We start from the raw sequence: 26,821 nt of genomic DNA, 5'->3' as shown, positions 1-26,821 counted from the left end.
CGGCGTTATTGCGCGGTCGCTTGCGGCTCAGCGGGCAAGATGGGGTAGTTGCGCTTGAGGCTTTGCAGGTATTGCACCAAGTCCAGCGCCTCGGGCTTGGCAACGACCACCTTGCCTTCGGGCCCCTGTCCGGGCGGGAGTTTGACCACCACCTCACCGGCCTCGGCCTGGCCTTTCACCTCGAACATGTAGGGGTAGGGCGGCATGATCGAGCCGGGCACATACGCGCGCGGCTGGTACAGGTGGCCCAGATGCCAGTCCTGGCTGGGCTGGCGCACGCCAATGTTCATCAAGTCCGGGCCGGTGCGCATGCTGCCCAGCAGGTGGGGCGTGTCGTACACGTAATCGGCGGGCACCGTGGCACGGCCCCAGCCGCGTTCGGCATCGGGGGCAAAGTTTTTATCGCGCGGTTGTTGTGAGTGGCAGTACACGCAGCCATTGGCCACGTAGCTGTCGCGCCCGCGCAGCTCGGCGCTGGTGTAGGGCTTGAGCCCTTCGGGGGGCTGAATATCGCGCACCTGCAGATAGGGCAGCACCACCAAGGCGGCGGTGGCCACGGCCAGGCTGACGAGGGCGCCGGTGGCCAGTTTGACTTCACTTTGCATGAGGAACCTCCAGGGCAGCGGCCGCTTTGGCCGGGTCACCCCACAGGGCGGGGCCGCTGCGTTCGGGCTTGACGTTGAGCAGCATGGCCAGGACGTGCCCCGCAAACACCAGGTGACTGAGCACCATCAGCGAGCCGCCCACGCTGCGCCATTGCAGGTAGGGGATGGTGACGGCCACCGAATCCATAAACGGTTTGGCCGCATCCAGCATGGCGGTGCCCTGCAGCCAGCCGCCGATGGTCAGGAAGATGAAATAAACCATGATTCCCGTGGCCGCAAGCCAAAAATGCACCGCAATCAGGCGCGGCCAGGCCCACTCGCGGTGCAGCACGCGCGGCAGCATGAAGTAAATGGCACCAAACAGCACCATGGTGACAAAGGCATAGGCCCCCAGGTGGGCGTGGGCCACGGTGAAGTGGGTGAAGTGGGCCACCCGATTGACTGCCCGCAGCGCTTCAAACGAGCCTTGCACCGACGACAAGATGTACATCACCGCGCCAAACACCATAAAGCGCAGCGTGGGCGAGTATTGGGTCAGGTGTACGCGCCCGCGAATGGTGCAGACCATGTTGATGGCAAACGCCAGCACGGGCACGATCATCATCATGCTTTGCACGATGGACAGCGTCACCAACCAGCCCGGCACCGGGCCGCCGACCAGGTGGTGGCCGCCGACTTGGGCGTAGAAAAAGGCCAGCGTCCAAAAGCCCAGAATCGACAGGTTGTACGAGCGCACGGGGCGGCCAATCACCTTGGGCAGGAAGTAATAAATGATGCCCACGCTCACCGGCGTAAACCACAGGCCCAGCACGTTGTGGCCATACCACCAGTTCATCGTGGCCTGCTGCACGCCGTAGTGCACGCCGGGCAGCTTGCCGATGGTGAACAGCACAATGATCCACAGCAGCGCCGCCAGGTGGTACCAGCTGGTGACGTACAAATGCGCCACGGTGCGGTGGCGCACGGTGCGAAACACGTTGATGGCGATCAGCACCAGACCCAGGCCGACAAAAATGCCGATCTGCCAGGGAATTTCCAGGTACTCCATGCCGGCCGTCTAGCCAATGCCAACGGCCCCGATGCCGCTGGCCACACCAATGTTTAAAAACACCGCGCCCAACACCACCCAGGGTGCGCCGCGCAGGGTGGTGCGCATCAGGCGCGGCGTGAGCCAGACGATGGCGGCCAGCGCCGCATTGGTGATCCAGCCGTAGAACACGGCGGTCAGGTGCATGGTGCGCATGCGGCCAAAGGTTTGCCAGGCCTCGGCCACCAGCCAGTCGGGCATGTGCAGCTTGCCAGCGCTCGTCGGGCGTTTTGGCGTGGGTGGCATTGATCGCTTTTTGCAGGCGCTCGCGGTCATGCGCGGTCAGCGTGGGGTCGTCGGCCTGGCCGATTTCCCCCGGCGTAAAAATCGCCGAAGCCGCGCCGGGGTTTTCTACCAGCAAGCCCTTGCGCATCGACCATCATGAACACGTTCTAAGCGCATAAACACCTTCTTTGCACCTTCTTTGGCATGGGGGCGTGTTGCAGAGGCGGCTTAAATCCCCATGGTGGCCGATTTTTGGGGCAGCCCCTACACTGCGCGCACTTATGAATTCGTCTGCTTCTTCTTCGTTGAATCCCGTTGCCCCCAAAAAAATCACGGGCCTGCAAGGCCCTTGGCGGCGGGTTTTGTTTGTCGGTTTGTATGAGCTGATCGCCATTGTTTGCGCCAGCGGCCTGTTCATGCTGATTGGTCAGCAGCCGGGCGAGTCAGGGGCCATGGCGGTTGCCGCCTCGGTCATTGCCATGAGCTGGAACGTGACCTTCAACCACTGGTTTGAGCGCTGGGAGCTGCGCCAAACCGTCAAGGGCCGCTCGCTCAAACGCCGCATCGCCCATGCGCTGGGGTTTGAGGGCGGGCTGGGGGCTATTTTGATTCCCGTCATGGCCTGGTGGTTTGGCATCAGCCTGTGGGAGGCGACGGTGATGGAGGCCGGGATGCTGGCCTTCTTCTTGGTTTACACCTACGGCTTTAACTGGGCGTTTGACCGGATTTTTGGGTTGCCAGCGGCGGCGCAGGGCTGAGCAAATCTTGGTTCACGGCCCCGGGCGGTGGGGCCGGTTGGTGGCTTATTTTTTTCCGAGGCAATGTGCGCACACGCCATACAGCGACATGGCGTGGTCTTGAATCGTCCAGCCTAGACGATCGGCCACTTGCATCTGGCGTTTTTCGATCTCGGGATCAAAAAACTCTTCCACTTTGCCGCAGCTGGTGCAGACCAGGTGGTCGTGGTGCTGGCCTTCGTTGAGTTCGTACACGGCTTTGCCGCTCTCAAAATTGCTGCGCAGCAAAATGCCCGCTTGTTCAAATTGGGTGAGCACGCGGTACACGGTGGCCAAGCCGATGTCCGAGCGCTCATCCAGCAGCACGCGAAACACATCTTCCGCCGTCATGTGGCGCTGTTTGCCTGTTTGGAAAATCTCCATGATTTTGAGGCGCGGCAGAGTGGCTTTCAGGCCGGTGCTTTTTAAGTTTTCAATATTGTTGTTCATGGCGTAACCGTCCAGCAAAAACGACAACTCGGGCGCTGCCGTATAAAAAACCAAGGCCCAGGAAACGGGGCCAGTCGCAGTCCGGCAAATGCTGCCGCTACAATGCCCCCGATCATATCTGGCCCTTAATACCTATGCCCGCTCTCACCCGTTACCGCGCCGCCTTGGCCCTTGTCCTGCCGCTTGCCCTGGCGGCCTGTAGCAGCGTCAGTGATGCTTCTCGCTCTGCCATGCACAAATTAACGCCCTACAAGGTCGAGGTGGTGCAAGGCAATGTGGTGACGAAAGAGCAAGTGCAGGCCCTGCAGCCGGGCATGAGCCGCCAGCAAATCCGCGAAATTCTGGGCTCGCCCCTCATGACCAGCGTGTTCCATTCCGACCGCTGGGAATACGTCTTCACCATGAAGCGCCAAGGCGTGGCCGAGCAGACGCGCAAGCTCACCGTATTTTTCCAGGGCGATAGCTTTGTGCGTGCGCAAGGCGATGAGATGCCCTCCGAAGAGGAGTTCATCGCTTCGCTCTCCAAGCCCAAAGGCAAGCTCAAAATCCCTCCGCTGCAAGCCACCCCTGAGCAATTGGCCAAATACCCTGGCCCAGCGGCCCAGCCGGATGCAAGCACGGCCAACAGCGCTTCCAACAGCGCTACCAGTTCGGCCCCCCAGCGCAGCTACCCGCCGCTGGAGCGGGACTAATCTCTTTCCTGATCTGATTGTTTTATGAGTTCACACCCTCTTCGCATTGCCGTGGCCGGTGCCAGTGGCCGCATGGGCCGCATGCTGATTGAAGCCATTGCCGCCAGTGGCGATTGCCAATTGACCGCGGCCCTCGACCAGCCGCAAAGCCCCAGCCTGGGCCAGGATGCCGCCGCCTTTTTGGGCCAAAGCAGCGGTGTGGCGATTGAATCGGATCTGCACAGTGCCTTGGCCAAGGCCGATTTTTTGATTGATTTCACCCGTCCTGAAGGCACGCTGGCCCACCTACAGGTGTGCGCTGAGCTGGGGGTGAAAGTGGTCATTGGCACCACGGGTTTTGACGATGCGGGCAAGGCGGCGATTGCCGCTGCCGCACAAAAGACGGCCGTCGTTTTTGCCCCCAATATGAGTGTTGGCGTGAATGTCACCCTCAAATTGTTGGAGCTGGCCGCGCAGGCGCTGCCCGATTACGACATTGAAATTGTCGAAGCCCACCACAAGCACAAGGTGGATGCCCCCTCGGGCACCGCCTTGAAAATGGGGGAAGTCATTGCTGCGGCGCAAAACACCGCCTTGGCCGATCGCGCGGTGTACGAGCGCTATGGCCACACCGGTGCCCGCAAAGCCGGCAGCATCGGCTTTGCCACCATTCGCGGTGGCGACATCGTGGGCGATCACACCGTGCTGTTTGCCGGCACGGGCGAGCGCATCGAGATCAGCCACAAATCCTCCAGCCGCGCCGGTTACGCCGAGGGCAGTGTGCAGGCAGTGCGCTTTTTAGCGAAGCACTCTGCGGGCTTGTTTGATATGTTTGACGTGCTTAAGCTGCGATAAACCACTGTTTGCTTGCGCTAAGTGCTATAAAAAACCGCCTGGACAACCAAGGCGGTTTTTTTTATGGGGCGCTGGGCTGGGCGGGTGGGGTGGTGTGAGAGCGCACATCCGCGCCAAGTTAGGTTGGACTGGCGGTGTTGCGCGTATCAACCACTGCGCCATCTTCTTTGGTGAACAGGCCGATCTGGGCATTGGGCAAGATGTCCAAGACGGCCTCTGAGGGGCGGCACAAACGCACGCCCAGCGCTGTCACCACAATAGGACGATTCAACAAGATGGGGTGCTGCTCCACAAAATCGAGCAATTGTTCATCCGTCCATTGAGGGTTGCCTAAATCCAGCGCTGCATAGGGCGTACCTTTTTCGCGCAGTACCTCGCGCACAGTCATGCCCATGCCTTGGAGCAGGGCCTTGAGCTCTGCGCGGCTGGGTGGGGTGTGCAGATATTCGACGATGTTGGGCTCTACCCCGCTTTGCCGAATCATGGCCAAGGTGTTGCGCGACGTGCCGCAATGGGGGTTGTGATAAATGGTGATGCAGGACATAGGTGGCGGAAGTTACTTTTGTGCAGGGCGCCAGGCATTCACCATGGCCACGAGAGAGAGCATGACCGGCACCTCGACCAACACACCGACCACCGTGGCCAGTGCCGCGCCAGAGTGCAAGCCGAACAAGGAGATGGCCACGGCCACCGCCAGTTCAAAGAAGTTGGAGGTGCCAATCAGGCATGCGGGCCCTGCGATGGTGTGCGGCAGCTTGATCAGCCTTGCCATCCACCAGCTCAGGAAGAAGATGCCGTAGGTTTGCAGCACCAGGGGAATGGCAATCAAGCCAATGACCAAAGGCTTGTTGATAATGGTTTGCGCCTGAAAGCCAAACAGCAAAACCACGGTGGCGATCAGCCCAACGATCGACCAAGGCTTGAGTGCCGATACCAAGTGGCTGACAGCGTGTGATGATCGCCGCTGCAGCCAACTTCGCGTCACAACCCCGGCCGTTAAAGGCAGTACCACGTACAAGAGCGTGGACAGCAGCAAGGTTTCCCATGGCACGGAGACGTTGGTTACGCCCAGCAAGAATGCTGCAATCGGAGCGAACGCGACGACCATCACCAAGTCATTGATGGAGACTTGCACCAGGGTGTAGTTGGCATCGCCTTTGACCAACTGGCTCCAGACAAACACCATCGCAGTACAAGGCGCAACGCCCAGCAAAATCATGCCGGCGATGTACTCGCTGGCCGATGCGGGGTCCACCCAAGGCGCAAAGAGGTACTCAAAAAACAGCACGCCCAGTGCCGCCATGGTGAAGGGCTTGATAAGCCAATTGACCACCAGCGTCAGCATCAAGCCTTGCGGTTTTTTGCGCACATCCTTGACGGCAGCCCAGTCAATTTGAATCATCATGGGATAAATCATGACCCAGATGAAGACGGCCACCACCAGATTGACCTGCGCATACTCCAGTGCAGCAATCGACTCAAAGGCGGCCGGCATGATGAGGCCAAGCGCAACGCCCGCAGCGATGCCCAGAGCGACCCAGACAGTCAAAAAGCGTTCAAAAATCCCCATGTTTAGCTTTCTTTCGTTTCAGGTTGAATGGCGGGCGTGCCGCACGAGGGTGCAGTTGCTTGGCCGCAATCCGCACCAGCGCAGCAGTTCTCCGTGAGATAACTAAGCAGCAAATGCATCTCGTCATATGCCGCGCGATAAAACAAATTTCGGCTCACACGCTCTTGGCACACCAGGCCCGCATGCATCAGCTCCTTGAGATGGAATGACAGTGCCGTGGCAGGTACGCCCAGCCGCTCTGCGAGTACCGAGGGGGTCAGCCCTTGAGCACCTGCCATGACCAGGGCGCGAAAAACACTCAGGCGCACGGGATGCGCCAGTGCAGCCAATGCTTTGATAACTTGGTCTTCATTCATTATTCAATGATAGTTGAATTATTGAGGTATTGAATAAAAAAAAGAACCTCGCCAACGGCAGTGAACAAGCGCTAGCGTTGCTCACCGACGGGACGAGGCTCTTGAGGGTGTTAAGACCTAACGCCGCACTTCTGGCTGCATTGCGGGCTAGAACGGAATATCGTCGTCGCCAAAATCGTCAAACCCGGCCGAGGGGCGCGGTGCAGCCGGTTGTGCTGCGGGCGCTGGCGGCGGTGCGGGAGGGGCTTGGCGTGGGGCGGATTGTTGCTGCTGCTGTTGGGGGGGCTGGTATTGCGCTGCGGCGGCCTGCGGCTGGCGCTGCGGGGCCGCGTAGTTGCTGTTGCCATAGCCTTCGTTGCTGCCGTAGCCACTGTTGCCGCCATCGCCCTGCTGCTGGCTGCGGCCGCCAAGCATTTGCAGGGTGTCGGCGCGGATTTCGGTGGCGTAGCGATCTTGGCCCGATTGCGGATCGGTCCATTTGCGCGTGCGGATGGAGCCTTCGACATACACCTGCGAGCCTTTGCGCAGGTACTGCCCGGCGATTTCAGCGAGGCGGCCATTGAACACGACGCGGTGCCATTCGGTGGCTTCGCGGTTCTCGCCGGAGGTTTTGTCGCGCCACTTGTCGGTGGTGGCGATGGTGACGTTGGCCACTTGGTCGCCACTGGGGAAGGTGCGCATTTCCGGGTCGCGCCCGAGGTTGCCAACCAAGATAACTTTATTGACGGATGCCATGGTGTTGTTCCTTTTGCAGCCCAGGTGTTGAGGGGGAGGAGTCTGGGCCAAATCCATTGAAAAACGGCCCCTCCGGCAGGCCGCAGGTGCGCAGCATAACCGCCCCCTTTGTTCGCGGCAGAGGCCAGGCAAAAAAGCCCAGCACGGGGTTTGTGCGTTGCTGCGCAGCGGTGCTTAGAACGTGTTTACGTTCTTACGCCATCGCCGTGATGATGCCGCCGCCCAGGCAGACCTCGCCGTCGTACAGCACGGCCGACTGGCCGGGGGTGACGGCCCATTGCGGTTGCGCGGTGCAGTCCAGGGTGAAACGGGTGCTGTCGGCCTGCGCCAGTTGCGTGGTCGCATCGGGCTGGCGGTAGCGGGTTTTGCTGCCGTAGGTGCCCAGCGCCGGGGCGTGGCCGGCGATCCAGCTGGCCTGGTCGGCCTCGACCCGCGCAGACAGCAGCCAGGGGTGGTCGTGCCCCTGCACCACGACCAGGGTGTTGTGTGGCACATCCTTGCGGGCGACAAACCACGGGGCATGCTCGCCCGCGCCCCGGGCCGCGCCTTTTTCTTTTACGCCGCCAATGCCCAGGCCCGAGCGCTGGCCCAGTGTGTAGAACGACAGGCCGACGTGCTGGCCCAGTTTGCGCCCCCGGTCATCGACGATGGGGCCGGGTTCTTTGCTGATGTAGCGGTTCAAAAAGTCGCGAAAAGGGCGCTCGCCGATAAAGCAGATGCCGGTGGAGTCTTTCTTTTTGGCGTTGGGCAGGGCCAGCTCTGCGGCGATGCGGCGCACCTCGGTTTTGCACAGGTGGCCGATCGGAAACAGCGCCTTCGAGAGTTGCGCCTGGTTCAGCCGGTGCAAAAAATAGCTTTGGTCTTTGCTGGCATCCACGCCCTTGAGCAGTTCGAACAGGCCGGTGCTGGCGTTCTGGCGCACGCGGGCGTAGTGGCCGGTGGCGATTTTTTCCGCGCCCAGGCGCATGGCGTGGTCGAGGAAGGCTTTGAACTTGATTTCGGCATTGCACAGCACGTCCGGGTTGGGCGTGCGCCCGGCTTGGTATTCGCGCAGAAATTCAGCGAACACGCGGTCTTTGTAGTCGGCGGCAAAGTTCACATGCTCGATCTCGATGCCCAGCACATCGGCCACGCTGGCGGCATCTAAAAAATCTTGGCGGCTGGAGCAAAACTCGGAATCGTCGTCGTCTTCCCAGTTTTTCATGAAGATGCCTACCACCTCATGGCCTTGTTGCTTTAAGACGTGGGCGGTGACGGCGGAGTCCACGCCGCCGGACAGGCCGACGACGACGCGTTGTTTTTTCATGGCAAGTCGTATTTGGTCGTATTAAACGGTGGGTTGTTACAGGGGGTGAAAGCGCTGTTAGCGGCGCATCAGCGCCTCAATGGCATCGACTTCCACGGGCACATCGCGCGTGAGCAGTTCGCAGCCGGTGGCGGTGACCACGGCATCGTCTTCGATGCGGATGCCAATGTGGTGAAAGTGCGCGGGCACGCCCTCGGCCGGGCGGATGTACAGGCCCGGCTCAATGGTCAGGCACATGCCGGGGCGCAGGATGCGGCTGGGGCGGCTGCCGTCGGGGTGGGGCGCTGCGCCGGGTTCGGTGTAGCTGCCGCAGTCGTGGACATCCATGCCCAGCCAGTGGCTGGTGCGGTGCATGTAGAACTGGGTGTAGGCTTTGTTGGCGATGATGTCCTGGGCGCTGCCGTGCTGGTGGGCATTGAGCAGGCCCAGATCGAGCAGCCCCTGGGCCAGCACGGCCACGGTGGCCTCGTGTGGGTCGGTAAAGCGGTTGCCGGCGCGGGTGGCGGCAATGGCCGCTTGCTGGCTGGCCAGCACCAGTTGGTACACATCGCGCTGCGGGCCGCTGAAGCGGCCATTGGCGGGAAAGGTGCGGGTGATGTCGGCGGCGTAGCCATCGAGCTCGCAACCCGCGTCAATCAGCACCAGGTCGCCATCGCGCACGGGGGTGTTGCCGGCGCGGTAGTGCAGCACGCAGGCGTTGGCCCCGGCGGCGACGATGCTGTCGTAGGCCACGCCCTGGGCACCGTGGTGGCGAAATGCGTGCAGCAGTTCGGCATCCAGGTGGTATTCGCGCACGTCCTCACCCGCCCGCAGCATGCGGGCGCTGGTTTGCATGGCCCGCATGTGGGCGCTAGCGCTGATGGTGGCGGCGCGGCGCAGGGTGGCCAGTTCGTGCGGGTCTTTGAGGAGGCGCATTTCATCAAGCAGCTGGCACAGGTCGCCCTGCTGGGCGGGGCACAGCACCCCGGCACGGGCCCGTTGGCGCACGGGGGTGAGCCAGCGCTCGATTTGCGCGGCCAGGCCGTCGTGCGTGGCAAACGGCCACCAGATGCAGTGCTGGTTGTCCAGCAGGGTGGGCAGGTGCGCGTCGATCTCGGTGTTGGCGTAGGCGGCATCCAGCCCCAGGGCGGCGGGCGCGGCTTGGGGGCCGAGGCGGTAGCCGTCCCAAATTTCGCGCTCGATGTCTTTGGGCTGGCAAAACAAGGTGGCGCGGCCCTCGGCGGTGAGCACCAGGGTGGCACCCGGCTCGGTAAAACCGGTCAGGTAAAAAAAGTAACTGTCGTGCCGGTACAGGTAAAAGTTGTCGCGGTTGCGCTGGCGCTCGGGCGCGGTGGGGATGATGGCGATGCCGCCAGCGCCCAGTTGGGCGGCCAGTTGGGCGCGGCGCTGGGCATACACATCCAGGGGGTAGGCAGTGGAGCAGGTCATATTAAAAAAATAGCTTGTTGCGCTGATATATCAATGAATTCAAGGCAATTAAATAGTAAAACCATTTAATTACCAGCGGTTGCAGCTTCTAAATAAGGAAGCAAATACCGCCCGGTGTGGCTGGCGGGGTGGGCCGCCACGGTCTCTGGCGTGCCCTGGGCGACGACCTGGCCGCCGCCCGCACCGCCTTCGGGGCCGATGTCGATGAGCCAATCGGCGGTTTTAATCACGTCCAGGTTGTGCTCAATGATGACGATGGTGTTGCCCGCATCGCGCAGGCGTTGCAGCACGCGCAAAAGCAGCTCCACGTCGGCAAAGTGCAGGCCGGTGGTTGGCTCGTCCAGGATGTACAGGGTGCGGCCCGTGTCGCGCTTGCCCAGCTCCAGCGCCAGTTTGACGCGCTGGGCCTCGCCGCCCGAGAGCGTGGTGGCGCTTTGCCCCAGGCGGATGTAGCCCAGCCCCACGTCCATCAGCGTTTGCAGGCGGCGGGCCAGGGCGGGCTGGTCGGCAAAAAAGGCCAGCGCGGCCTCTACCGTCATGTCCAGCACCTGGGCGATGTTTTGGCCCTTCCACTGCACCTCAAGGGTTTCGCGGTTGTAGCGCTGGCCGTGGCAGACGGCACAGGCCACGTACACATCGGGCAGAAAGTGCATTTCTACTTTGATCAGGCCGTCGCCCTGGCAGGCTTCGCAGCGCCCGCCGCCGCTGGCCTGGGCCACGTTAAAGCTAAAGCGCCCGGGGCCGTAGCCGCGCTCGCGCGCCGTGGGGGCCTGGGCGAACAGGTCGCGGATGGGGGTGAACAGGCCGGTGTAGGTGGCTGGGTTGCTGCGCGGGGTGCGGCCAATGGGGGCTTGATCGACGCAGATGACCTTGTCGATCAGCTCCAGGCCCAAGAGCGCCTCGTGCGGCTGCGGCTGGGTGGCGGCGCGGTGCAGGCGGCGGGCGGCCTCGGCGTACAGGGTGTCGTTCACCAGGGTGGATTTGCCCGAGCCGGACACGCCCGTCACGCAGGTGATGAGGCCAATGGGAAAGTCCACGGCAATGTGCTGCAGGTTGTGCCCACTGGCCCCTACCACGCGCAGGCATTGCAGGCCGGGGTGCTGGGCGGGGGGCGGTGCGTGCAGCGGTTGGCCAAAGGCGTTTTTGGCGCTGGCCGTGGGCGCATCGGCTTCGCGCAGTGGCAGCCACGGTGTGCGCCGCGCGGGCACGGCAATGCGGCGCTGGCCGCTCAAATACTGGCCCGTGGGTGAGTCGGGGCTGGCCATGATCTGCGCCACCGTGCCCTGGGCCATGATGCGCCCGCCGTGGCTGCCCGCGCCGGGGCCCAAATCCAGAATGTGGTCGGCGCAGCGCATCATGTCGGCATCGTGCTCGACCACGATCACGCTGTTGCCCAGGTCGCGCAGGCGCTGCAAGGTGGCAATCAAGCGGTCGTTGTCGCGCTGGTGCAGGCCGATGCTGGGCTCGTCCAGCACGTACATCACGCCCGAGAGGCCGCTGCCGATCTGGCTGGCCAGGCGGATGCGCTGCGCCTCTCCGCCCGAGAGGCTGTCGGCGCTGCGCGACAGGCTCAGGTAGCCCAGCCCCACATCGGTAAGGAAGCGCAGGCGGTTGGTGATTTCTTGCAAGATTTTTTCGGCAATGGCGGCCTGGTTGCCCTGCAGCTGCACGCTTTCGCACCAGTGCAGCGCCGCGCTCAGGGTGCTGGTGCTGATGGTGTGGATGTTGCGCTGCTGCGCCCCGGTGCCGATGAACACATGCAGCGCTTCTGGGCGCAGCCGCGCCCCGTGGCAGTGCGGGCAGGGGCGGCTGCTGCGCAGCGCGGCCAGGCTGTCGTGCAGCGGGCCGCTGGGGTGGCTGGCCCAGCGCCGCGCGAGGTTGGGCATCACCCCCTCAAACGGGTGCTGCACGCTTTGGTGTTGTCCGTCGTGCTGGTAGGTGAAGGCGATGGCCTCCTCGCCCGAGCCCCACAGCACCACGTCCTGCACTGCCTGCGGCCAATCGGCAAAGGGCGCGTCAATGTCTTGGCCGTAATGCCGGGCCACGGCCTGCAGCAGCTCAAAGTAGGTGCTGTGCCGCCGCTCCCAGCCAGGAATGGCCCCGCTGGCCAGGCTGATCTCAGGGTGCGCCAACACGCGCTGCGGGTCGAAATCTTCCGCGTGCCCCAGGCCGTTGCAGGTGGGGCAGGCCCCTTGCGGGGCGTTGAAGGAGAACAGGCGCGGCTCCAGCTCGCCCAGGGCGTAGTGGCATTGTGGGCAGGCAAAGCGGCTGCTCAGGGTGAGCAGCTGGCCGCTGTCCATGTCCTGCACCTCGATGCGGCCCGCTTCGGGGGCCAGGCGCAGGGCGGCCTCCAGGCTTTCGGCCAGCCGCTGGGCGATGTCCGGGCGCACCTTGAGGCGATCGACCACCACGGCAATGTCGTGGCGCTGGGTTTTGTCCAAGGTGGGCAGGTCGGCGGCCTGCACGATCTGCCCGTCGATGCGAAAGCGCACAAAGCCCTGGGCCTGCAGCTGCACCAGCAGCTCGGCAAATTCGCCCTTGCGCCCGCTGACCACCGGGGCCAGCAGCATCAGCCGCGTGCCCTCGGGCAGCTGCAGCAGGCGATCGACCATCTGGCTCACGGTGAGCGCCTGCAGCGCCTGCCCATGCTGCGGGCAGTGCGGCACCCCGGCGCGGGCCAGCAGCAGGCGCAGGTAGTCGTTGATCTCGGTGACGGTGCCGACGGTGGAGCGCGGGTTGTGGCTGGTGGCTTTTTGCTCGATGGCGATGGCGGGGGACAGGCCTTCGATCACGTCCACGTCCGGCTTGTCCAGCTGCCCCAGAAACTGCCGTGCATAGGTGGACAGGCTCTCGACATAGCGCCGCTGCCCTTCGGCATACAAGGTGTCAAACGCCAGGCTGGATTTGCCCGAGCCGGACAGCCCGGTAATCACCACCAGCTGGTTGCGGGGAATATCGACATCAATGTTTTGCAGATTGTGGGTGCGCGCCCCGCGAATGCTAATGAGGCGCTGGCCCAGAGAGGGGCCGATGGCAGAGGAGGGGGGAGCAGAAGAAGAAAGCACAGGCACGCTGCAAAGAGCCCAAAAAAACGCCCCATGATAGAGGCGTTTCGCTTTTACAGCTGGCAACGGGCCAGCGCCCGCGGCTTATGGCCGGTAGCCCAGGGCCGGGGCGTTGCCAGTGGCCTGCTGGCCACCGTCTTGCGGGCGATCTTGCAAACGAAAGACGCTGACGGTCTGCACCAGTTGGTGCGATTGGGTTTGCAGGCTGGCCGCAGCGGCGGCCATTTCCTCGACCAGGGCCGCGTTTTGCTGCGTCACCTGGTCCATCTGGGTGATGGCCTCGCCGATCTGGTCCACGCCCTCGCGTTGCTCGCGGCTGGCGGCGCTGATCTCGCCCATGATGTCGGTCACGCGGCGGATGGCGGCCACCACTTCCTGCATGGTGTTGCCCGCCTGATCGACCAGCACGCGCCCTTCATCAACGTGGGTCACGCTGTCGTGGATGAGCTGCTTGATCTGGCGTGCCGCCTCGGCGCTGCGCCCGGCCAGGGCCCGCACTTCGCTGGCCACCACGGCAAAGCCCCGGCCCTGCTCACCGGCGCGGGCCGCCTCCACGGCGGCGTTCAGCGCCAGGATGTTGGTTTGGAAGGCAATGGAGTCGATCACGCCGATGATGTCGCCAATCTTGGTCGAGTCCGCGTGGATGCTTTGCATGATGTGCACCACCTGTTCCACCGTCTGCCCGCCCTGGTCGGCAATGCGGCTGGCGTTGTTGGCCATTTGGTTGGCCTGGGCGGCGTTGTCGGCGTTGTGGCGCACGGTGGCACCCAGCTCTTCCATGGAGGCGGCGGTTTGCTCCAGGGCGCTGGCCTGGCTTTCGGTGCGGGCCGAAAGGTCGTGGTTGCCCTGCGCAATCTCGGCACTTGCCGAGGCCACACCATCCGCACCGTGGCGCACCTGGCCGACGATGCGGGCCATGCTCTCTTGCATCTGCAAGATGCCGTGCAGCACGCTGCCATCATGCACGCGCTGCTGCTGGCTGCGCACGGCCAAATCCCCTTTGGCCACGGCATGCACCAGGGTGTTCAGCGTGGTGGGCTCATCGCCCAATTGGCGCATGATGCTGCGCGAAATCAGCCAGATGGTGACGGCCAGCAAGAGGGTGAATGCGCTGCCAATGAGCAAGGCCTCGACCATGCGCTTGAGGAACAGGGCCTGCACGTCATCGACATACACCCCAGAGCCCACCACCCAGCCCCAGGGGGCGTAGCCCTTGACGTAGGAGACTTTGGCCACCGGCTGGTTGTGCCCCGGCTTGGGCCAGAGGTATTCGACAAAGCCCTGTCCGTCTTTCTTCACCGTATCGACAAAGGCGACAAACAGGTGCTTGCCCGTGGGGTCGGTGGTGCCGCTCAAGTCCTTGCCGTCCAGCTCGGGGCGGATGGGGTGCATCAGCATGTGCACCTGCATGTCATTCACCCAGAAGTACTCCCCCTCGCCATAGCGCAGCTTGCCGATGGCCTTGAGCGCCCGCTCTTTGGCCACCTCCTCGGGCAAATCCTGGCTTTTGGCCAGATCGTGGTAGTGCGAGGCAATGCCGGTGGCAATATCGACCATGCCTTTGAGGTTGTTTGAGCGCTCTGCCATGAGCAAAGTGCGCTCAGAAAACATCAAGGTGACCACCACCACCAGCAAGCCAAAGGCTGAGAGCACCACGGCGCGGCGGTCATTAACCGGTTGGCAACGCTAAAACGGGTAAGAAGCTGCATGCTTGAATTTCCAAGTTGAAAAATACGGTAAAACGAACGGACTGAGGTGTACTCGGTAGAGGACAAAATCAGTTTGATTTAAGCGAAGGTTTTTTTTGGCCCATTCCTGGGGTATTCCAGAATGCGCACGGCTTTTTTAAGAATTACAGACAATAGTCCTTCACTTTCTGCCCGCAATAGGCGCATGCCCTTGGTAAATCGCGTGACTGCTTCCCCTTCTTCCTCCTCGGCCGCTACGGCCCCTTCCGCCCCCGACACCATGACCCGGCAAGAGCTGCGCTCCAGCGGTAGCTTGGCGCTGATTTTTGCGCTGCGCATGCTGGGTCTTTTTCTGGTGCTGCCTGTGTTTGCGCTGGAGGCGCAGCATTATGCAGGCGGCAACGACCCGGCCATGGTGGGCTTGGCCCTGGGCATGTACGGCCTGACGCAAGCGGTCTTTCAATTGCCGCTGGGCTTGGCTTCTGACCGCTTTGGCCGCAAAAAAGTCATCATCGTGGGGCTGTTGGTGTTTGCCCTGGGCAGCTTGGTTGCCGCGCTGGCCGATTCGCTCATGGGCCTGGTCTGGGGCCGCGCCTTGCAGGGGGCAGGCGCAGTTTCAGCCGCCGTCACGGCCCTGTTGGCCGATCTCACGCGCGACAGTGTGCGCACCAAGGCCATGGCCATGGTGGGCGGCAGCATTGCGCTGATGTTTTCGCTGGCGCTGGTGTTGAGCCCGCTGCTGGCCGGTTGGGTGGGCTTGTCCGGCATTTTTTGGATTACCTTGGCCTTGACGCTGGCCGGCATGGCCGCCGTGCTGTGGGTGGTGCCGCCCGAGCCGGTGCAGCACACCGCCATGCCCCGTGGGCGTTTTGCTGATTTGCTGGCCTACCCGGATTTGCTGCGCCTGAATGTGGGCGTGTTCGTCTTGCACACCGTGCAAATGGCCATGTGGGTGGCCGTGCCCACTATGTTGGTGCAAGCGGGCTTGGTCAAAACGGCGCACTGGCAGGTGTACCTGCCCGCCGTGCTGTTGTCATTTGCCGCCTTGGGGCGCTTGTTCGCGATGGAGCGCAAGGGCCAGTTGCGCTCGGCCTTGCTGCTGGCCATCGTGCTGGTGCTGTTGGTGCAGGCTGGGCTGGGGGCGCTGACGCTGGCGGGCGATGCGCCCTCGCTGTGGCTGCTGGGCGCGGCCATGCTGGTGTTCTTTATCGGCTTCAATATGCTCGAGGCCACCCAGCCCAGCCTGGTCTCGCGCATGGCCCCCGACCGTCTGCGCGGCGCGGCCCTGGGGGCGTACAACACGCTGCAATCACTGGGCTTGTTTGCCGGGGGATTTTTGGGCGGCTGGCTCTCGCGCCATGGCAGCCTGACCGGGGTGTTTGCAGCCACGGCCTTGCTGTGTGTGGTCTGGCTGGTGGTGACGTGGCCGCTGCAGCCCATCGGGCGCAACGCAGGAAAAACCACATAAAAAGAGCTGCTTGCGCTTGTATTTATTAGAAATTTTGCTTTTTAAAGCATGATATCCTTTTAATCAAAGCGCAAGCAGCTATTGTTTTTAAAGTGGTTGCGGCTGGCTTTCCAGCTGTTCCCGGGCTTTTTCCACCCAGCCGTACAGGTTGTCGTGCAGCTCTTGCTGGTTGAACGTGCAGCTTTCTTCGGCGGCCAGGGTGCTCGCTTCTAGGCGATCCAGCAGTGCCAGCAGCACCTCGCCGTAGCGCGGCGGCAGGCTGTCCAGCAGTGCGCCCGAGGCGCGGGTTTGTTCGCTGAGCGCACTGGCGCTGATGGCGCACTCCTCGTAGCGCAGCAGGTTGTCGTGCAGGGCTTGCAGTTGCATCAGGGCGTGGCTGGTGGTCATGGTGCGTCCTCCTGGGGGGTGTCAGTCGTTGAAACAGTGTAGGCCGTCGGCGCGCAATGTGGGGGCTTCAAGCCCGCGCGAGGGGGCGATCTCGGTGAAAATCCGCACATGACTTGCACTGCTTCCACGGTTTCTACCGCTGACCTCATGTTCACCCTGGGCACCCAGGCCAAAGCCGCTGCGGCGCTGATGGCCAAAGCCCCGGCCGATCGCAAAAACCAGGCCTTGCGCGTGTTGGCGCATTTGCTGCGCACCCAGGGGGCGGCGCTGGCTGCGCACAACGCCCAAGACATTGAGCGCGCCCAGGCCGCCGGCTTGGCCGCGCCCATGGTTGATCGCCTGCGCCTGACCCCGCAGGTGCTGGAGACCTGCGCCCAGGGCTGCGAGCAGCTGGCGGCCATGCCCGACATCATTGGCGAAATCATGGGCATGAAGCAGCAGCCCAGCGGCATTCGCGTTGGCCAGATGCGTGTGCCCATTGGCGTGTTCGGCATGATTTACGAAAGCCGTCCGAATGTGACGATTGAAGCGGCCAGTTTGTCGATCAAAAGCGGCAATGCCTGCATTTTGCGCGGCGGCTCGGAGGCGCTGGCCTCCAACCAGGCGCTGGCGGCCCTGGTCACGCAAGCGCTGCGCGCGGCCGACCTGCCCGAGCATGGCGTGCAGTTGGTGCCCACCACCGACCGCGCGGCCGTGGGGGCGCTGATTACCATGCCGCAGTTTGTCGATGTGATCATTCCGCGCGGCGGCAAGGGCTTGATTGAGCGCATCAGCGCCGAGGCCAAGGTGCCCGTCATCAAGCATTTGGACGGCAATTGCCACACGTATGTGGATGATCCGTGCGACCTGGACATGGCCGTGACCGTGACGGACAACGCCAAAACGCAAAAATTCAGCCCCTGCAACGCCAGCGAAAGCTTGCTGGTGGCGCGCGGTGTGGCCGCCCAATTCTTGCCGCGCATCGGTGCCATCTTTGCCCAAAAGGGAATAGAAATGCGCGTTTGTCCCGCCAGCAAAGCGCTGCTAGCTCCTATTTTTGGTGCCAATGTGGTCGATGCCACTGAGGAGGATTGGCGTACCGAATACCTGGGGCCAATCATCAGCATCCGCATCGTGGAGGGGCTGGAGGCGGCCATTGCGCACATCAACCGCTATTCCAGCGGCCACACCGAGGCGATTTTGACGCGCGACCACCTGCATGCGCAGCAGTTTTTGCGCGAGGTCGATTCCAGCAGCGTCATGGTCAATACCAGCACCCGCTTTGCCGATGGGTTTGAATACGGCCTGGGGGCGGAGATTGGCATCAGCACCGATAAATTCCACGCCCGTGGGCCGGTGGGGATGGAGGGGCTGACCTCGCTGAAATACATTGTGTTGGGCGAAGGCCAAGTGCGCCGGTAAACCGGCTGGACCATAAAGCAAGGCTGGCGCAAGCCAGAAATGTGATGAAAATCATTATCTTGGGGGCGGGTCGCGTGGGCTATAGCGTGGCCGAAAGCCTGGTGTCTGAGCGCAATGACATCACGGTGATCGACACCAATGCCCAGCGTCTGCGTGAGCTGCAAGAGCGCTTTGATCTGCGCTGTGTCCTGGGCAATGGCATTGATGCCAAGGTGCTGGGTGAAGCGGGCGCACGCGATACCGATTTGCTCATCGCCTGTGCGGCCCAGGACGAGACCAATCTGGTCTGCTGCAAGATCGCGCACATGCTCTACAACATTCCGACGCGGATTGCGCGGGTGCGCTCCTCGGGCTTTGAGGTGGAGCAGCCGCTGATGGGGCCGGAAGGCTTTGCGGTCGATGCCATCATTTGCCCCGAGGCATCGCTGACCCGTTACATCAGCAAGCTCATTGAGTTCCCCGCGTCGCTGCAGGTGCGCAGCTTTGCCGGGGGGCGGGCTTGCCTGGCCTCGGTGCGGGCACGGCTGGGGGCGCAGGGAACGGGGCTGACGATTGAGGCGCTGCGCACCCATATCCCGCAGCTGCATCTGCGGGTGGTGGCGATTTACCGGCGCTTTGCCGATGGCCCGGACCGCTTTGTGCGCTGCGATGGCCGCACGCGCATCGAACCGGGCGATGAGGTGTTTGTGATTGCCGGGCGCGAGCACCTGAAAGAAATTTTGAAAGTCTTTTACAACGCCCCAGGCATGCCCGCCCGGGTGGTACGGCGCATCATGATCGCCGGGGGCAGCTTGGTGGGCCAGCGCTTGGCGCAAGAGCTGGCCAGTGAGGCCAAGGGCTTTCAGATCAAATTGCTGGAATCCAATGCCGAGCTGTGCCAAACCTTGGCCGCACAACTGCCGCCCGAGGTGTTGGTGCTGCACGGCAGCTTGGGCGATGAAGACTTGCTCATGGAAGAGCACATTGAGGACATCGATTTTTTCCTGGCACTGGGCGATGACGATGAAAACAACATCATGGCCAGCCTGTTGGCCAAACGCCTGGGCGCGCGGCGCGTGCTGGCGCTGATCAACCAGCGCAGCTACGCCGATTTGATGCACGGCACGCAGATCGACATTGCCTTGACCCCTTCGCAAGCCATGCTGGGTGAATTGCTGGCCTATGTGCGCAAAGGCGATGTGCAGGCGGTGCACAGCCTGCGCCGGGGCGTGGCCGAGGCGCTGGAGCTGGTGGTGCGCGGAGACAAAAAAACCTCCCGCGTGGTCGGTCGCGAGGTGGGCAGCCTGCGCCTGCCCGAGGATGTGCACATTGGCCTGATCGTGCGCGGTCTGCCCGATGAGCTGGCCGAGACGCAGGCCGATGAGGCCGTCCAGCACGAGCCCGAGGTGATCTTCCCGCGCACCGATACGGTCTTGCAAAGCAATGACCACGTTGTGTTTTTCTTGCCGCACAAGCGCCTGGTGGCCGAGGTGGAGCAGCTGTTTCGCGTCGGTGCGACGTTTTTCTAAAGGCCAGCGATGCGCGATATTTTACCCGTTTTGCGCGTGCTGGGCATGCTGCTGTTGCTGTTTGCGCTGTCGATGTTGGTGCCCTGGGCGACTTCCTACTACCAGCGCGATGGCGTAACCCTGGTGTGGCCGATGGCCATGGGGCTTACGGCTTTGTTGGGCGTGGCGCTGTGGTGGGGCTTGTTTCCGTTTAAGCAAGATTTGCAGCCGCGCCATGGGGTGATTTTGGTTACCGTGGCCTGGGTGAGTTTGCCCTTGTGCGGGGCCCTGCCCATCTGGGGGGTGATGTTTGTCCAGGGCGCACCGATTTCGGTCACCCATGCCTATTTTGAAGCCGTCTCCGGACTGACCACCACGGGGGCCACCGTGCTCTCGGGGCTGGATGCGTTGCCGGTGTCGCTCAATATGTGGCGCACCTTCTTGCAATGGATGGGGGGGATGGGGATTTTGATTTTGGCCGTGGCCCTGCTGCCGCTGCTGGGGGTGGGGGGCAGCCAGCTGTTTCGCGCCGAAGCGGCCGGCCCGATCAAAGACACCAAGCTCACCCCGCGCATGGCGGGCACGGCCAAGGGGCTGTGGGGCGTGTACAGCCTGTTTTCGATTGCCTGCGCGGTGGCGTTTTGGCTGGGGGGGATGGCCCCGCTGGATGCGGTGATGCACATGTTTGCCACGGTCAGCTTAGGGGGGCTGTCGCCCCACGATGCCAGTTTTGGATTTTTTCAATCGCCGCTGCTGGAGGGCATCGCGCTGATTTTTATGCTGCTGGCCAGCTGCAATTTTGCGCTGTACTTTATTGCGTTGCGCAAAGGCAACTGGCGCACCCTGTGGAACGATCCGGAGATGCGGGCCACCATTGGCGTGCTGCTGGGCGGTGGGGTGTTGGTGGCGCTGCTGCTGTGGGCCAAGGGAGTGTACGGGCCGCTGGAGGCCCTGCGCTACGGGATGTTTCAGGTGGTCTCAGTGGCCACCACCACCGGCTTTGCCACGACCGATTACCTGACGTGGCCGGTGTTTGCCCCGGTGCTGATGCTGTTTTTATCCGGGGTGGCCACCAGTGCGGGCTCTACCGGGGGTGGCATCAAGATGATGCGCATGCTGATCTTGTTCCAACAAGCCCGGCGCGAAATGACCCGCCTGGTGCATCCCCGCGCGGTGCAGCCGGTGGTGGTGGGCGGCAAGGTGATTGAGCACCCGATGATTTTTTCGGTGCTGGCGTTTATGCTGGTTTACGGGGCCACCATCATTGTGCTCAGCATGGTGCTGTTGCTGACCGATTTGGACCCCGTCACCGCGTTCTCTGCCGTGGTGGCCAGCGTGCACTGCACTGGGCCGGGGCTGGGGGCCTTGGGGCCAGCGTCCAACTACGCGGTGCTTACGGATTTTCAGATTTGGGTGTGCACCCTGGGTATGCTGTTGGGGCGGCTGGAGATTTTGAGTTTCATGGCCTTGCTGACGCCCGCATTTTGGCGGCGCTGAGGATGTGGCTCGGGCCCAGGGAGGAACAAATACTGCCCCAAGCGGGTCAGCACTCCCTACAATCAGCCTCCATTGTCTATAGAGGGCATTCATGGTTCCGCACTTTATTACGGCCTTGACCGGCCCCATCAACGAGCTTGAGCAGCGCATCATCGACTCCACCCCAGCCATTGAGCGCTGGTTTCGGCTGGAGTGGATGGAGCACACGCCGCCGTTTTACGCTTCCATTGACCTGCGCAATTCCGGCTTCAAGCTGGCACCGGTCGATACCAACTTATTCCCCAGTGGCTGGAATAACCTGACCGAGCCCATGCTGCCGCTGGCCGTGCAGGCCACCATGGCCTCGATCGAGAAAATCTGCCCCGAGGCCCGCAATCTGCTCATCATTCCGGAAAACCACAACCGCAGCCCGTCGTACCTGGCCAGCTTGGCGCAGTTGCAGCGGATTTTCAAAATGTCGGGCTTGAATGTGCGCCTGGGCTCCATCAGCCCAGACGTGAAAAAACCGGTTGAAATCAACCTGCCCACCGGCCAAAGCGTGGTGCTAGAGCCAGTCGTGCGCACCAAGCGCCGCTTGGGGTTGAAGCACTTTGACCCTTGCACCATCTTGCTCAACAACGACCTATCGGCCGGGGTGCCGGGTATTTTGGAAGAGCTGTACGAGCAATACCTGCTGCCTCCGCTGCACGCCAGCTGGAGCATGCGCCGCAAATCGCGTCACTTCCAAAGCTATGAAGAGGTGGCCAAGCGCTTTGGCAAGATGCTGGGCATTGACCACTGGTTAATTCATCCCCTGTTTGCCAAGGCCGAGGGGCTGGACTTTGCCCAGCACACGGGCATGGAGGCCTTGTCTGCGCAAGTTGATGCGCTGCTGACCAAAATCCGCCGCAAATACAAAGAGTACGGCATCAAGGACAAGCCCTTCGTCATGGTCAAAGCCGACAACGGTACGTATGGCCAAGGCATCATGACCGTGCGCGATGCCAAGGAGTTGCCCGAGCTGCTGGCCACGGCCGGCGAAAAGCTGGGCTTTGTCCACAACGGCGTGTCGGTACACGATGTGATCGTGCAAGAGGGCGTGCAAACTTCTGAGCGTATGCACGATGCCGTGGCCGAGCCGGTGGTGTACACCATGGACCGCTACGTGGTCGGCGGCTTCTACCGCATGCACCCTGAGCGCGGCATCGACGAAAACCTTAACGCCCCTGGCTCCAGCTACGTGCCGCTGGCCTTTGCCCACAGTGCGCAAATGCCCCAGGCAGGGCAACACCCCGGTGCCAGTGCCCCCAATCGCTTCTACATGTATGGCGTGATTGGCCGCCTGGCCATGCTGGCGGCCAGCTACGAGCTGGAGGCCACCGACCCAGATGCCGAGGTGTACGACTAAGTCGCAAAACCGGCGTGAGCCCATGACGACAGAGCCGGTATGCCAGCCCTGAAAAAAATTTGAATATGAATGCACAGAGGCGCACAATTGCGCCTCTTTTTTTCTAGGAACCTCGGCCCCACAGCTGAGTGGCGTTTGTGCAAAACCAGTCCTCGTCGCTACCGGCGCTGACGTTGGGGGCCATTGGTGTCGTGTTTGGCGACATTGGCACCAGCGTGCTCTACACCGTCAAAGAAATCTTTGCCACTGGCCATGTGCAGTTCACCCATCACAACGTCTATGGTGTGCTGTCACTGATTTTTTGGACGCTGACCCTCATTGTTTCGCTTAAATACGTGGTGTTGGTGCTGCGCGCGGACAACAACGGCGAGGGGGGGCTGGTCGCCATGCTGACCTTGGCCTCCCGTGCCGTGGCGGATCGCCCGAAACTGCGCCACGGCATGCTCTTGGTGGGCATTTTTGGCACCTGTTTGTTCTACGGCGATGGGGTCATCACCCCCGCTATCACGGTGCTGGGGGCGATGGAGGGCCTGGAAGTGGTGTCGCCCCAGTTCAAGGCCTACGTCATCCCGCTGACCTTGCTGGTGCTGTTCGCCCTGTTCTTTGTGCAAAAAACAGGGACTGCTGGCATTGGCAAATTTTTTGGCCCGGTGATGATGCTGTGGTTCCTGGCCATTGCGGCTCTGGGGCTGCTGCATATTGCCCAGCACCCGGAGATTTTGTGGGCCCTCTCGCCCCACTACGCCTGGGGCTTTAGCCTGCACAACCCCGGCATCACCTTCATTATTTTGGGGGCCGTGGTGTTGTGCGTGACTGGCGGCGAAGCGCTGTACGCCGATATGGGGCATTTTGGCAAGCGCCCGATTCGTGTGGCGTGGTTTTCGATTGCCATGCCCGCACTCACCTTGAATTATTTTGGCCAAGGGGCGCTGCTGCTGGCGCAGCCAGAGGCGGTGAAAAACCCATTTTTTTACTTGGCACCCGAATGGGCCGCTTTGCCCCTGGTGGGCTTGGCCACGGCGGCGGCGGTGATTGCTTCGCAGGCGCTGATTTCCGGGGCGTTTAGCGTGACCAAGCAGGTGATTCAGCTGGGCTTTTTGCCTCGCCTGCAAGTGCGCCATACCAGCGTGTATGACAAGGGGCAGATTTACATCCCCTTCGTCAATTGGGCGCTGTTTGCGCTGATCGTGCTGGCAGTGGGGCTGTTTCGCAGCTCGGGCAACTTGGCGGCGGCTTATGGCATTGCGGTGACGACCGATATGTTGATCACCACGGTGCTGACGTTCTTTGTGATTCGCTACGCTTGGAAGCTGCCATTAATGCTGTGCATCACGGCCACCGGGGTGTTTTTTACGGTGGATGTGCTGTTTTGGGCCTCCAATTTGCTCAAGCTTTTGCACGGGGGCTGGTTTCCTTTGGTCATTGCGGGGGTGGTTTTTTTGCTCATGGTGACGTGGCGGGATGGCCGGGCGCGGCTGGGCGCTGCCATGCAAGAGTCGGCGTTAGAGCTGCAAGCATTTTTGGATGCGTTGTTTCTTGCTCCGCCCACGCGGGTACCGGGCACCGCCGTGTTTTTGACCTCCAAAGAGGCTTTTGTGCCCAATGCCCTGCTGCACAACCTCAAACACAACAAGGTGCTCCATGCGCAAAATGTGTTTGTGACGGTGCGCAGCCACGAGGTGCCGTGGGTGGCCATGGACCAGCGCCTGGAGGTGCGCTCTTTGGGCCATGGCTGCTGGTCGGTCATCGTCCACTACGGGTTTAAAAATGACTACGATTTGCCCCGTGCTTTGGCCTTGCTCGAAGGAGCCGGGGTGGCGCTGACGCTCAACCCCATGGCGACCAGTTACTTTGTTTCCCGCGACATTGTGGTGCCGACGCTGGGCCAAGGCATGGCGCTCTGGCGTGAAAAGCTGTTTGCCCAAATGCACCGCAGCGCCAGCACGGCGGCCGAGTTTATGAATCTGCCCAGCAATGCTGTGGTGGAATTGGGGTCGAAGGTAGAAATTTAAGCTATTTAGGGCTTAAACCCTTATGTATCAAGCGCTAACAGCTATATAAATTGTTTATTCAGACATGCAGTTTTTTCGGGATGTAAGCCTCTCCACCATCGTGGCGGGGCTGGTGGCCGTATTGGTGGGCTTTACCAGCTCCATCGCCTTGGTCTTTCAGGCAGCGCAATCGTTGGGTGCCAGCAGTGCGCAAATCACCTCCTGGGTCTGGGCACTGTGCATGGGTGTGGGGCTGTGCTGCATCGTGCCTTCGTTATGGCTGCGCCAACCGGTCATGGTGGCCTGGTCCACGCCCGGCGCTGCCGTTTTGGCCGCAGGCGGTGCGGCAGGGCAGTTTGGTCTGGAGCAGGCCGTGGGTGCGTTTATCGGCAGCGCCGTGCTGATCCTCCTGTGCGGAGTGACGGGGATTTTTGAGCGCCTCATGACGCGCATTCCTGTGGCCTTGGCTTCGGCCTTGCTGGCCGGTGTGTTGGCCAAATTTGGCATGGATGCCTTTGGCGCTGCCGCCAGTGGCCCCGCCATCGTGCTGCCCATGCTGGCAGCTTACATCCTGGGCAAGCACTACCACCCCCGCTATGTGGTGCTGTGGACGTTGGTTGCGGGCATCGCTGCGGCAGCCCTGCAAGGCCAACTGCACTGGGAGCAAGTGCAGTGGACGCTGGCCACGCCGCAATGGACCACGCCGGTCTTCACGTGGCAGGCCTTTGTCAGCCTGGGCCTGCCGCTGTTTGTGGTCACCATGGCTTCGCAAAATCTGCCTGGGGTCATTGTTATGCGCTCGGCAGGCTATGCCGTGCCGGTGTCGGGCATCGTCAGCCTGACGGGAGCGCTCAGTGCTGTGCTGGCCCCTTTTGGCGGGTATGCCATTAACTTTGCGGCCATTACTGCCGCCCTGTGTACCGGCACCGAGGCGCACCCCGACCCGGCCCGGCGCTACACCGCTGCGGTGGTTTGCGGCGTGGCCTATCTAATACTAGGGGTGTATGCCGCTGTGGTTACCGGCTTGCTGTTGGCTTTTCCGAAAGAATTGGTGCTGGCCATCGCCGGGTTTGCCTTGCTGGCCAGCATCGCCGGTGGCTTGCACGCTGCCTTGGCCGATGCCCGGCAGCGGGAAGCCGCCATCGTGACTTTTTTGGTCACCTTAAGCGGTGTGACGCTGTTGGGCGTAGGCTCAGCGTTCTGGGGGGTGGCAGCAGGTGCAGCGGTTTTGCTGGCGCAAAAGCTCCCCCAATGGAACAAGATTTAACTCACGGACTGTTATGCAACTGCTTTTTATTGCCGATCCACTGGCCAGCTTCAACACCAAAAAAGACACCACTTTCGCCATGATGCGCGAAGCGCAGCGCCGGGGGTATGCCATCTACGCTTGCCAGCCGCAGCACTTGCAATGGCAAGCCGGTGGCCAAGTGGAGGCACTCGTGCAGCACATTCGTATCACCGATGCCGCCCCTGGCAGTACCGACTGGTTTGAAGTGCTGCAAACACAAACCCGCACTGTGGCCAGCTTTACCGCCAGTTTGATGCGCAAAGATCCGCCGTTCGATAGCGAGTTTTTTTACGCCACCCATCTGCTCTCCCAGGCCGAGCGGGAAGGGGCCAAAGTCTTCAACAACCCGGCAGCCCTGCGTGAGCATCCGGAAAAACTCGCTGTCATGGAATTTCCCCAGTTCCTCGGCCCCACCTTGGTGACCCGCCAGGCGTCGGCCATTCGTGCTTTCCACGCCCAGCACCAGGACATCATCCTCAAGCCCCTGGACGGCATGGGCGGCATGGGCATCTTCCGGGTCAAGTCCGATGGACTGAACCTTGGTTCCATCATCGAAACCCTCAACCAAAATGGGGGCACCAGCGTCATGGTGCAAAAATTCCTGCCGGAAATCAGTGCAGGTGATAAGCGCATCCTCATCATTGGGGGCCAGCCCGTGCCCTTCTGCTTGGCTCGCATCCCACAAGGCAACGAAGTGCGTGGCAACCTGGCTGCAGGTGGCAAAGGCGTGGCACAACCCCTGAGTGCCTCCAATCAAGCCATGGCCGAGGCCGTTGGTGCCCAACTGGCCCCTCGGGGTTTGCTGCTCATTGGGTTGGATGTTATTGGCGAGTGCATCACCGAAATCAATGTGACCAGCCCCACTTGCTTCCAGGAAATCCAGCAGCAAACAGGCTGTGATGTCGCAGCCTTGTTCATTGATGCGCTGGAGTACGCCTGCAAAGTGTGAGAATTTCCGGGAAAACCCCAATCTCATGCTATAGTTCGCCCCCTCGCAACGACAAGCGGCGGGGCGGTGATTCAGAAGAATTGCAGGCCCAGAAGAAAATTTTCTTCACCACTTGTCAGGTGCACAAATTTCTGTGTAGGATGCAAGGC

22 protein-coding genes and 1 pseudogene are annotated in these 26,821 nt (G+C 61.9%); 11 read left to right on the top strand and 12 right to left on the bottom strand.

Translation table 11 applies throughout. From position 1 onward, the window contains the following. Nucleotides 1-5: 5 nt before the first annotated feature. Both ACFO24_RS09740 and ACFO24_RS09735 read right to left on the bottom strand, forming a co-directional pair. Nucleotides 6-605: a cbb3-type cytochrome c oxidase subunit II gene (locus tag ACFO24_RS09740; RefSeq protein ID WP_377738167.1), complete on the bottom strand. Its 600-nt coding sequence runs from the start codon at nucleotides 603-605 to the stop codon at nucleotides 6-8. Further along, nucleotides 595-2,065, bottom strand: a pseudogene (locus ACFO24_RS09735) (cbb3-type cytochrome c oxidase subunit I). The gene ACFO24_RS09740 and the pseudogene ACFO24_RS09735 overlap by 11 nt, the downstream one beginning before the upstream one ends. A 133-nt stretch (nucleotides 2,066-2,198) precedes the next feature. Between ACFO24_RS09735 and ACFO24_RS09730 the strand changes: the two are divergent. Then, complete coding sequence (locus tag ACFO24_RS09730; protein ID WP_207574384.1) at nucleotides 2,199-2,675, top strand: PACE efflux transporter; 477 nt, start codon at nucleotides 2,199-2,201, stop codon at nucleotides 2,673-2,675. A gap of 45 nt (nucleotides 2,676-2,720) precedes the next feature. On the opposite strand, the gene fur is transcribed toward ACFO24_RS09730, so the two are convergent. Beyond that, entirely contained in the window at nucleotides 2,721-3,143 is a 423-nt protein-coding gene (fur, locus tag ACFO24_RS09725) for a ferric iron uptake transcriptional regulator (RefSeq protein ID WP_377738166.1), read from the bottom strand. 134 nt (nucleotides 3,144-3,277) lie between these two features. On the opposite strand from fur, the gene ACFO24_RS09720 reads away from it, so the two are divergent. Together ACFO24_RS09720 and dapB are read left to right on the top strand one after the other, a co-directional pair. Then, nucleotides 3,278-3,835, top strand: a complete 558-nt coding sequence (locus ACFO24_RS09720) for an outer membrane protein assembly factor BamE (RefSeq protein WP_377738165.1) — start codon at nucleotides 3,278-3,280, stop codon at nucleotides 3,833-3,835. A gap of 24 nt (nucleotides 3,836-3,859) precedes the next feature. Continuing rightward, on the top strand, nucleotides 3,860-4,669 hold the full coding sequence (gene dapB / locus ACFO24_RS09715) for a 4-hydroxy-tetrahydrodipicolinate reductase (RefSeq protein WP_377738164.1): 810 nt from the start codon (nucleotides 3,860-3,862) through the stop codon (nucleotides 4,667-4,669). Between the two features lie 118 nt (nucleotides 4,670-4,787). Here the strand turns inward: dapB and arsC are convergent, their stop codons facing one another. From arsC to ACFO24_RS09675, 8 genes are all read right to left on the bottom strand, one after another. Then, nucleotides 4,788-5,213 carry an arsenate reductase (glutaredoxin) gene (gene arsC / locus ACFO24_RS09710; protein WP_377738163.1) on the bottom strand — a complete coding sequence of 142 codons (426 nt, stop codon included), beginning with the start codon at nucleotides 5,211-5,213 and terminating at the stop codon, nucleotides 4,788-4,790. Nucleotides 5,214-5,225: 12 nt separating this feature from the next. Then, the gene (gene arsB, locus ACFO24_RS09705; protein ID WP_377738162.1) at nucleotides 5,226-6,239 is read right to left on the bottom strand and encodes an ACR3 family arsenite efflux transporter; all 1,014 of its coding nucleotides are present in this window, start codon (nucleotides 6,237-6,239) and stop codon (nucleotides 5,226-5,228) included. 2 nt (nucleotides 6,240-6,241) lie between these two features. Beyond that, on the bottom strand, nucleotides 6,242-6,595 hold the full coding sequence (locus tag ACFO24_RS09700; protein ID WP_377738161.1) for an ArsR/SmtB family transcription factor: 354 nt from the start codon (nucleotides 6,593-6,595) through the stop codon (nucleotides 6,242-6,244). 147 nt (nucleotides 6,596-6,742) lie between these two features. After that, nucleotides 6,743-7,330, bottom strand: coding sequence for a single-stranded DNA-binding protein (gene ssb, locus ACFO24_RS09695; RefSeq protein ID WP_377738159.1), 588 nt, complete (start codon nucleotides 7,328-7,330; stop codon nucleotides 6,743-6,745). A gap of 193 nt (nucleotides 7,331-7,523) precedes the next feature. Further along, on the bottom strand, nucleotides 7,524-8,636 hold the full coding sequence (gene mnmA / locus ACFO24_RS09690) for a tRNA 2-thiouridine(34) synthase MnmA (protein ID WP_377738158.1): 1,113 nt from the start codon (nucleotides 8,634-8,636) through the stop codon (nucleotides 7,524-7,526). A gap of 57 nt (nucleotides 8,637-8,693) precedes the next feature. Then, nucleotides 8,694-10,064, bottom strand: coding sequence for an aminopeptidase P N-terminal domain-containing protein (locus ACFO24_RS09685; RefSeq protein ID WP_377738157.1), 1,371 nt, complete (start codon nucleotides 10,062-10,064; stop codon nucleotides 8,694-8,696). A gap of 65 nt (nucleotides 10,065-10,129) precedes the next feature. Then, complete coding sequence (uvrA, locus tag ACFO24_RS09680; protein ID WP_377738156.1) at nucleotides 10,130-13,129, bottom strand: excinuclease ABC subunit UvrA; 3,000 nt, start codon at nucleotides 13,127-13,129, stop codon at nucleotides 10,130-10,132. An 84-nt stretch (nucleotides 13,130-13,213) separates the two neighbouring features. Continuing rightward, nucleotides 13,214-14,740 (bottom strand): methyl-accepting chemotaxis protein, encoded by a 1,527-nt coding sequence (locus ACFO24_RS09675; protein ID WP_417286496.1) that lies wholly within the window; start codon nucleotides 14,738-14,740, stop codon nucleotides 13,214-13,216. Nucleotides 14,741-15,097: 357 nt separating this feature from the next. Here ACFO24_RS09675 and ACFO24_RS09670 point away from each other — a divergent pair, with 357 nt between their 5' ends. Continuing rightward, the gene (locus ACFO24_RS09670; RefSeq protein ID WP_377738176.1) at nucleotides 15,098-16,285 is read left to right on the top strand and encodes an MFS transporter; all 1,188 of its coding nucleotides are present in this window, start codon (nucleotides 15,098-15,100) and stop codon (nucleotides 16,283-16,285) included. An 87-nt stretch (nucleotides 16,286-16,372) separates the two neighbouring features. Here the strand turns inward: ACFO24_RS09670 and ACFO24_RS09665 are convergent, their stop codons facing one another. Beyond that, a complete protein-coding gene (locus ACFO24_RS09665) occupies nucleotides 16,373-16,672 on the bottom strand; it encodes a hypothetical protein (RefSeq protein WP_377738154.1) in 300 nt (99 codons plus the stop codon). 147 nt (nucleotides 16,673-16,819) lie between these two features. Here ACFO24_RS09665 and ACFO24_RS09660 point away from each other — a divergent pair, with 147 nt between their 5' ends. The 7 genes from ACFO24_RS09660 (at nucleotide 16,820) to gshB (ending at nucleotide 26,672) form a co-directional block, all read left to right on the top strand. Beyond that, nucleotides 16,820-18,073: a glutamate-5-semialdehyde dehydrogenase gene (locus ACFO24_RS09660; protein WP_377738175.1), complete on the top strand. Its 1,254-nt coding sequence runs from the start codon at nucleotides 16,820-16,822 to the stop codon at nucleotides 18,071-18,073. A 44-nt stretch (nucleotides 18,074-18,117) separates the two neighbouring features. Next, nucleotides 18,118-19,581 carry a Trk system potassium transporter TrkA gene (trkA, locus tag ACFO24_RS09655; RefSeq protein ID WP_377738153.1) on the top strand — a complete coding sequence of 488 codons (1,464 nt, stop codon included), beginning with the start codon at nucleotides 18,118-18,120 and terminating at the stop codon, nucleotides 19,579-19,581. A gap of 9 nt (nucleotides 19,582-19,590) precedes the next feature. Further along, nucleotides 19,591-21,057, top strand: a complete 1,467-nt coding sequence (locus ACFO24_RS09650) for a TrkH family potassium uptake protein (RefSeq protein WP_377738152.1) — start codon at nucleotides 19,591-19,593, stop codon at nucleotides 21,055-21,057. Nucleotides 21,058-21,148: 91 nt separating this feature from the next. Continuing rightward, nucleotides 21,149-22,444: a glutamate--cysteine ligase gene (gene gshA / locus ACFO24_RS09645; protein WP_377738150.1), complete on the top strand. Its 1,296-nt coding sequence runs from the start codon at nucleotides 21,149-21,151 to the stop codon at nucleotides 22,442-22,444. Between the two features lie 137 nt (nucleotides 22,445-22,581). Further along, the gene (locus ACFO24_RS09640; RefSeq protein WP_377738149.1) at nucleotides 22,582-24,456 is read left to right on the top strand and encodes a potassium transporter Kup; all 1,875 of its coding nucleotides are present in this window, start codon (nucleotides 22,582-22,584) and stop codon (nucleotides 24,454-24,456) included. 64 nt (nucleotides 24,457-24,520) lie between these two features. Beyond that, nucleotides 24,521-25,702 carry a benzoate/H(+) symporter BenE family transporter gene (locus ACFO24_RS09635; RefSeq protein WP_377738148.1) on the top strand — a complete coding sequence of 394 codons (1,182 nt, stop codon included), beginning with the start codon at nucleotides 24,521-24,523 and terminating at the stop codon, nucleotides 25,700-25,702. A 13-nt stretch (nucleotides 25,703-25,715) separates the two neighbouring features. Beyond that, a complete protein-coding gene (gene gshB / locus ACFO24_RS09630; RefSeq protein ID WP_377738147.1) occupies nucleotides 25,716-26,672 on the top strand; it encodes a glutathione synthase in 957 nt (318 codons plus the stop codon). The last annotated feature ends 149 nt before the right edge of the window (nucleotides 26,673-26,821 follow it).

The sequence above is a fragment of the Comamonas denitrificans genome (assembly GCF_042654745.1).
GTDB lineage: Bacteria > Pseudomonadota > Gammaproteobacteria > Burkholderiales > Burkholderiaceae_C > Comamonas > Comamonas denitrificans.
This window is presented reverse-complemented; position numbering and strand designations above follow the sequence as displayed.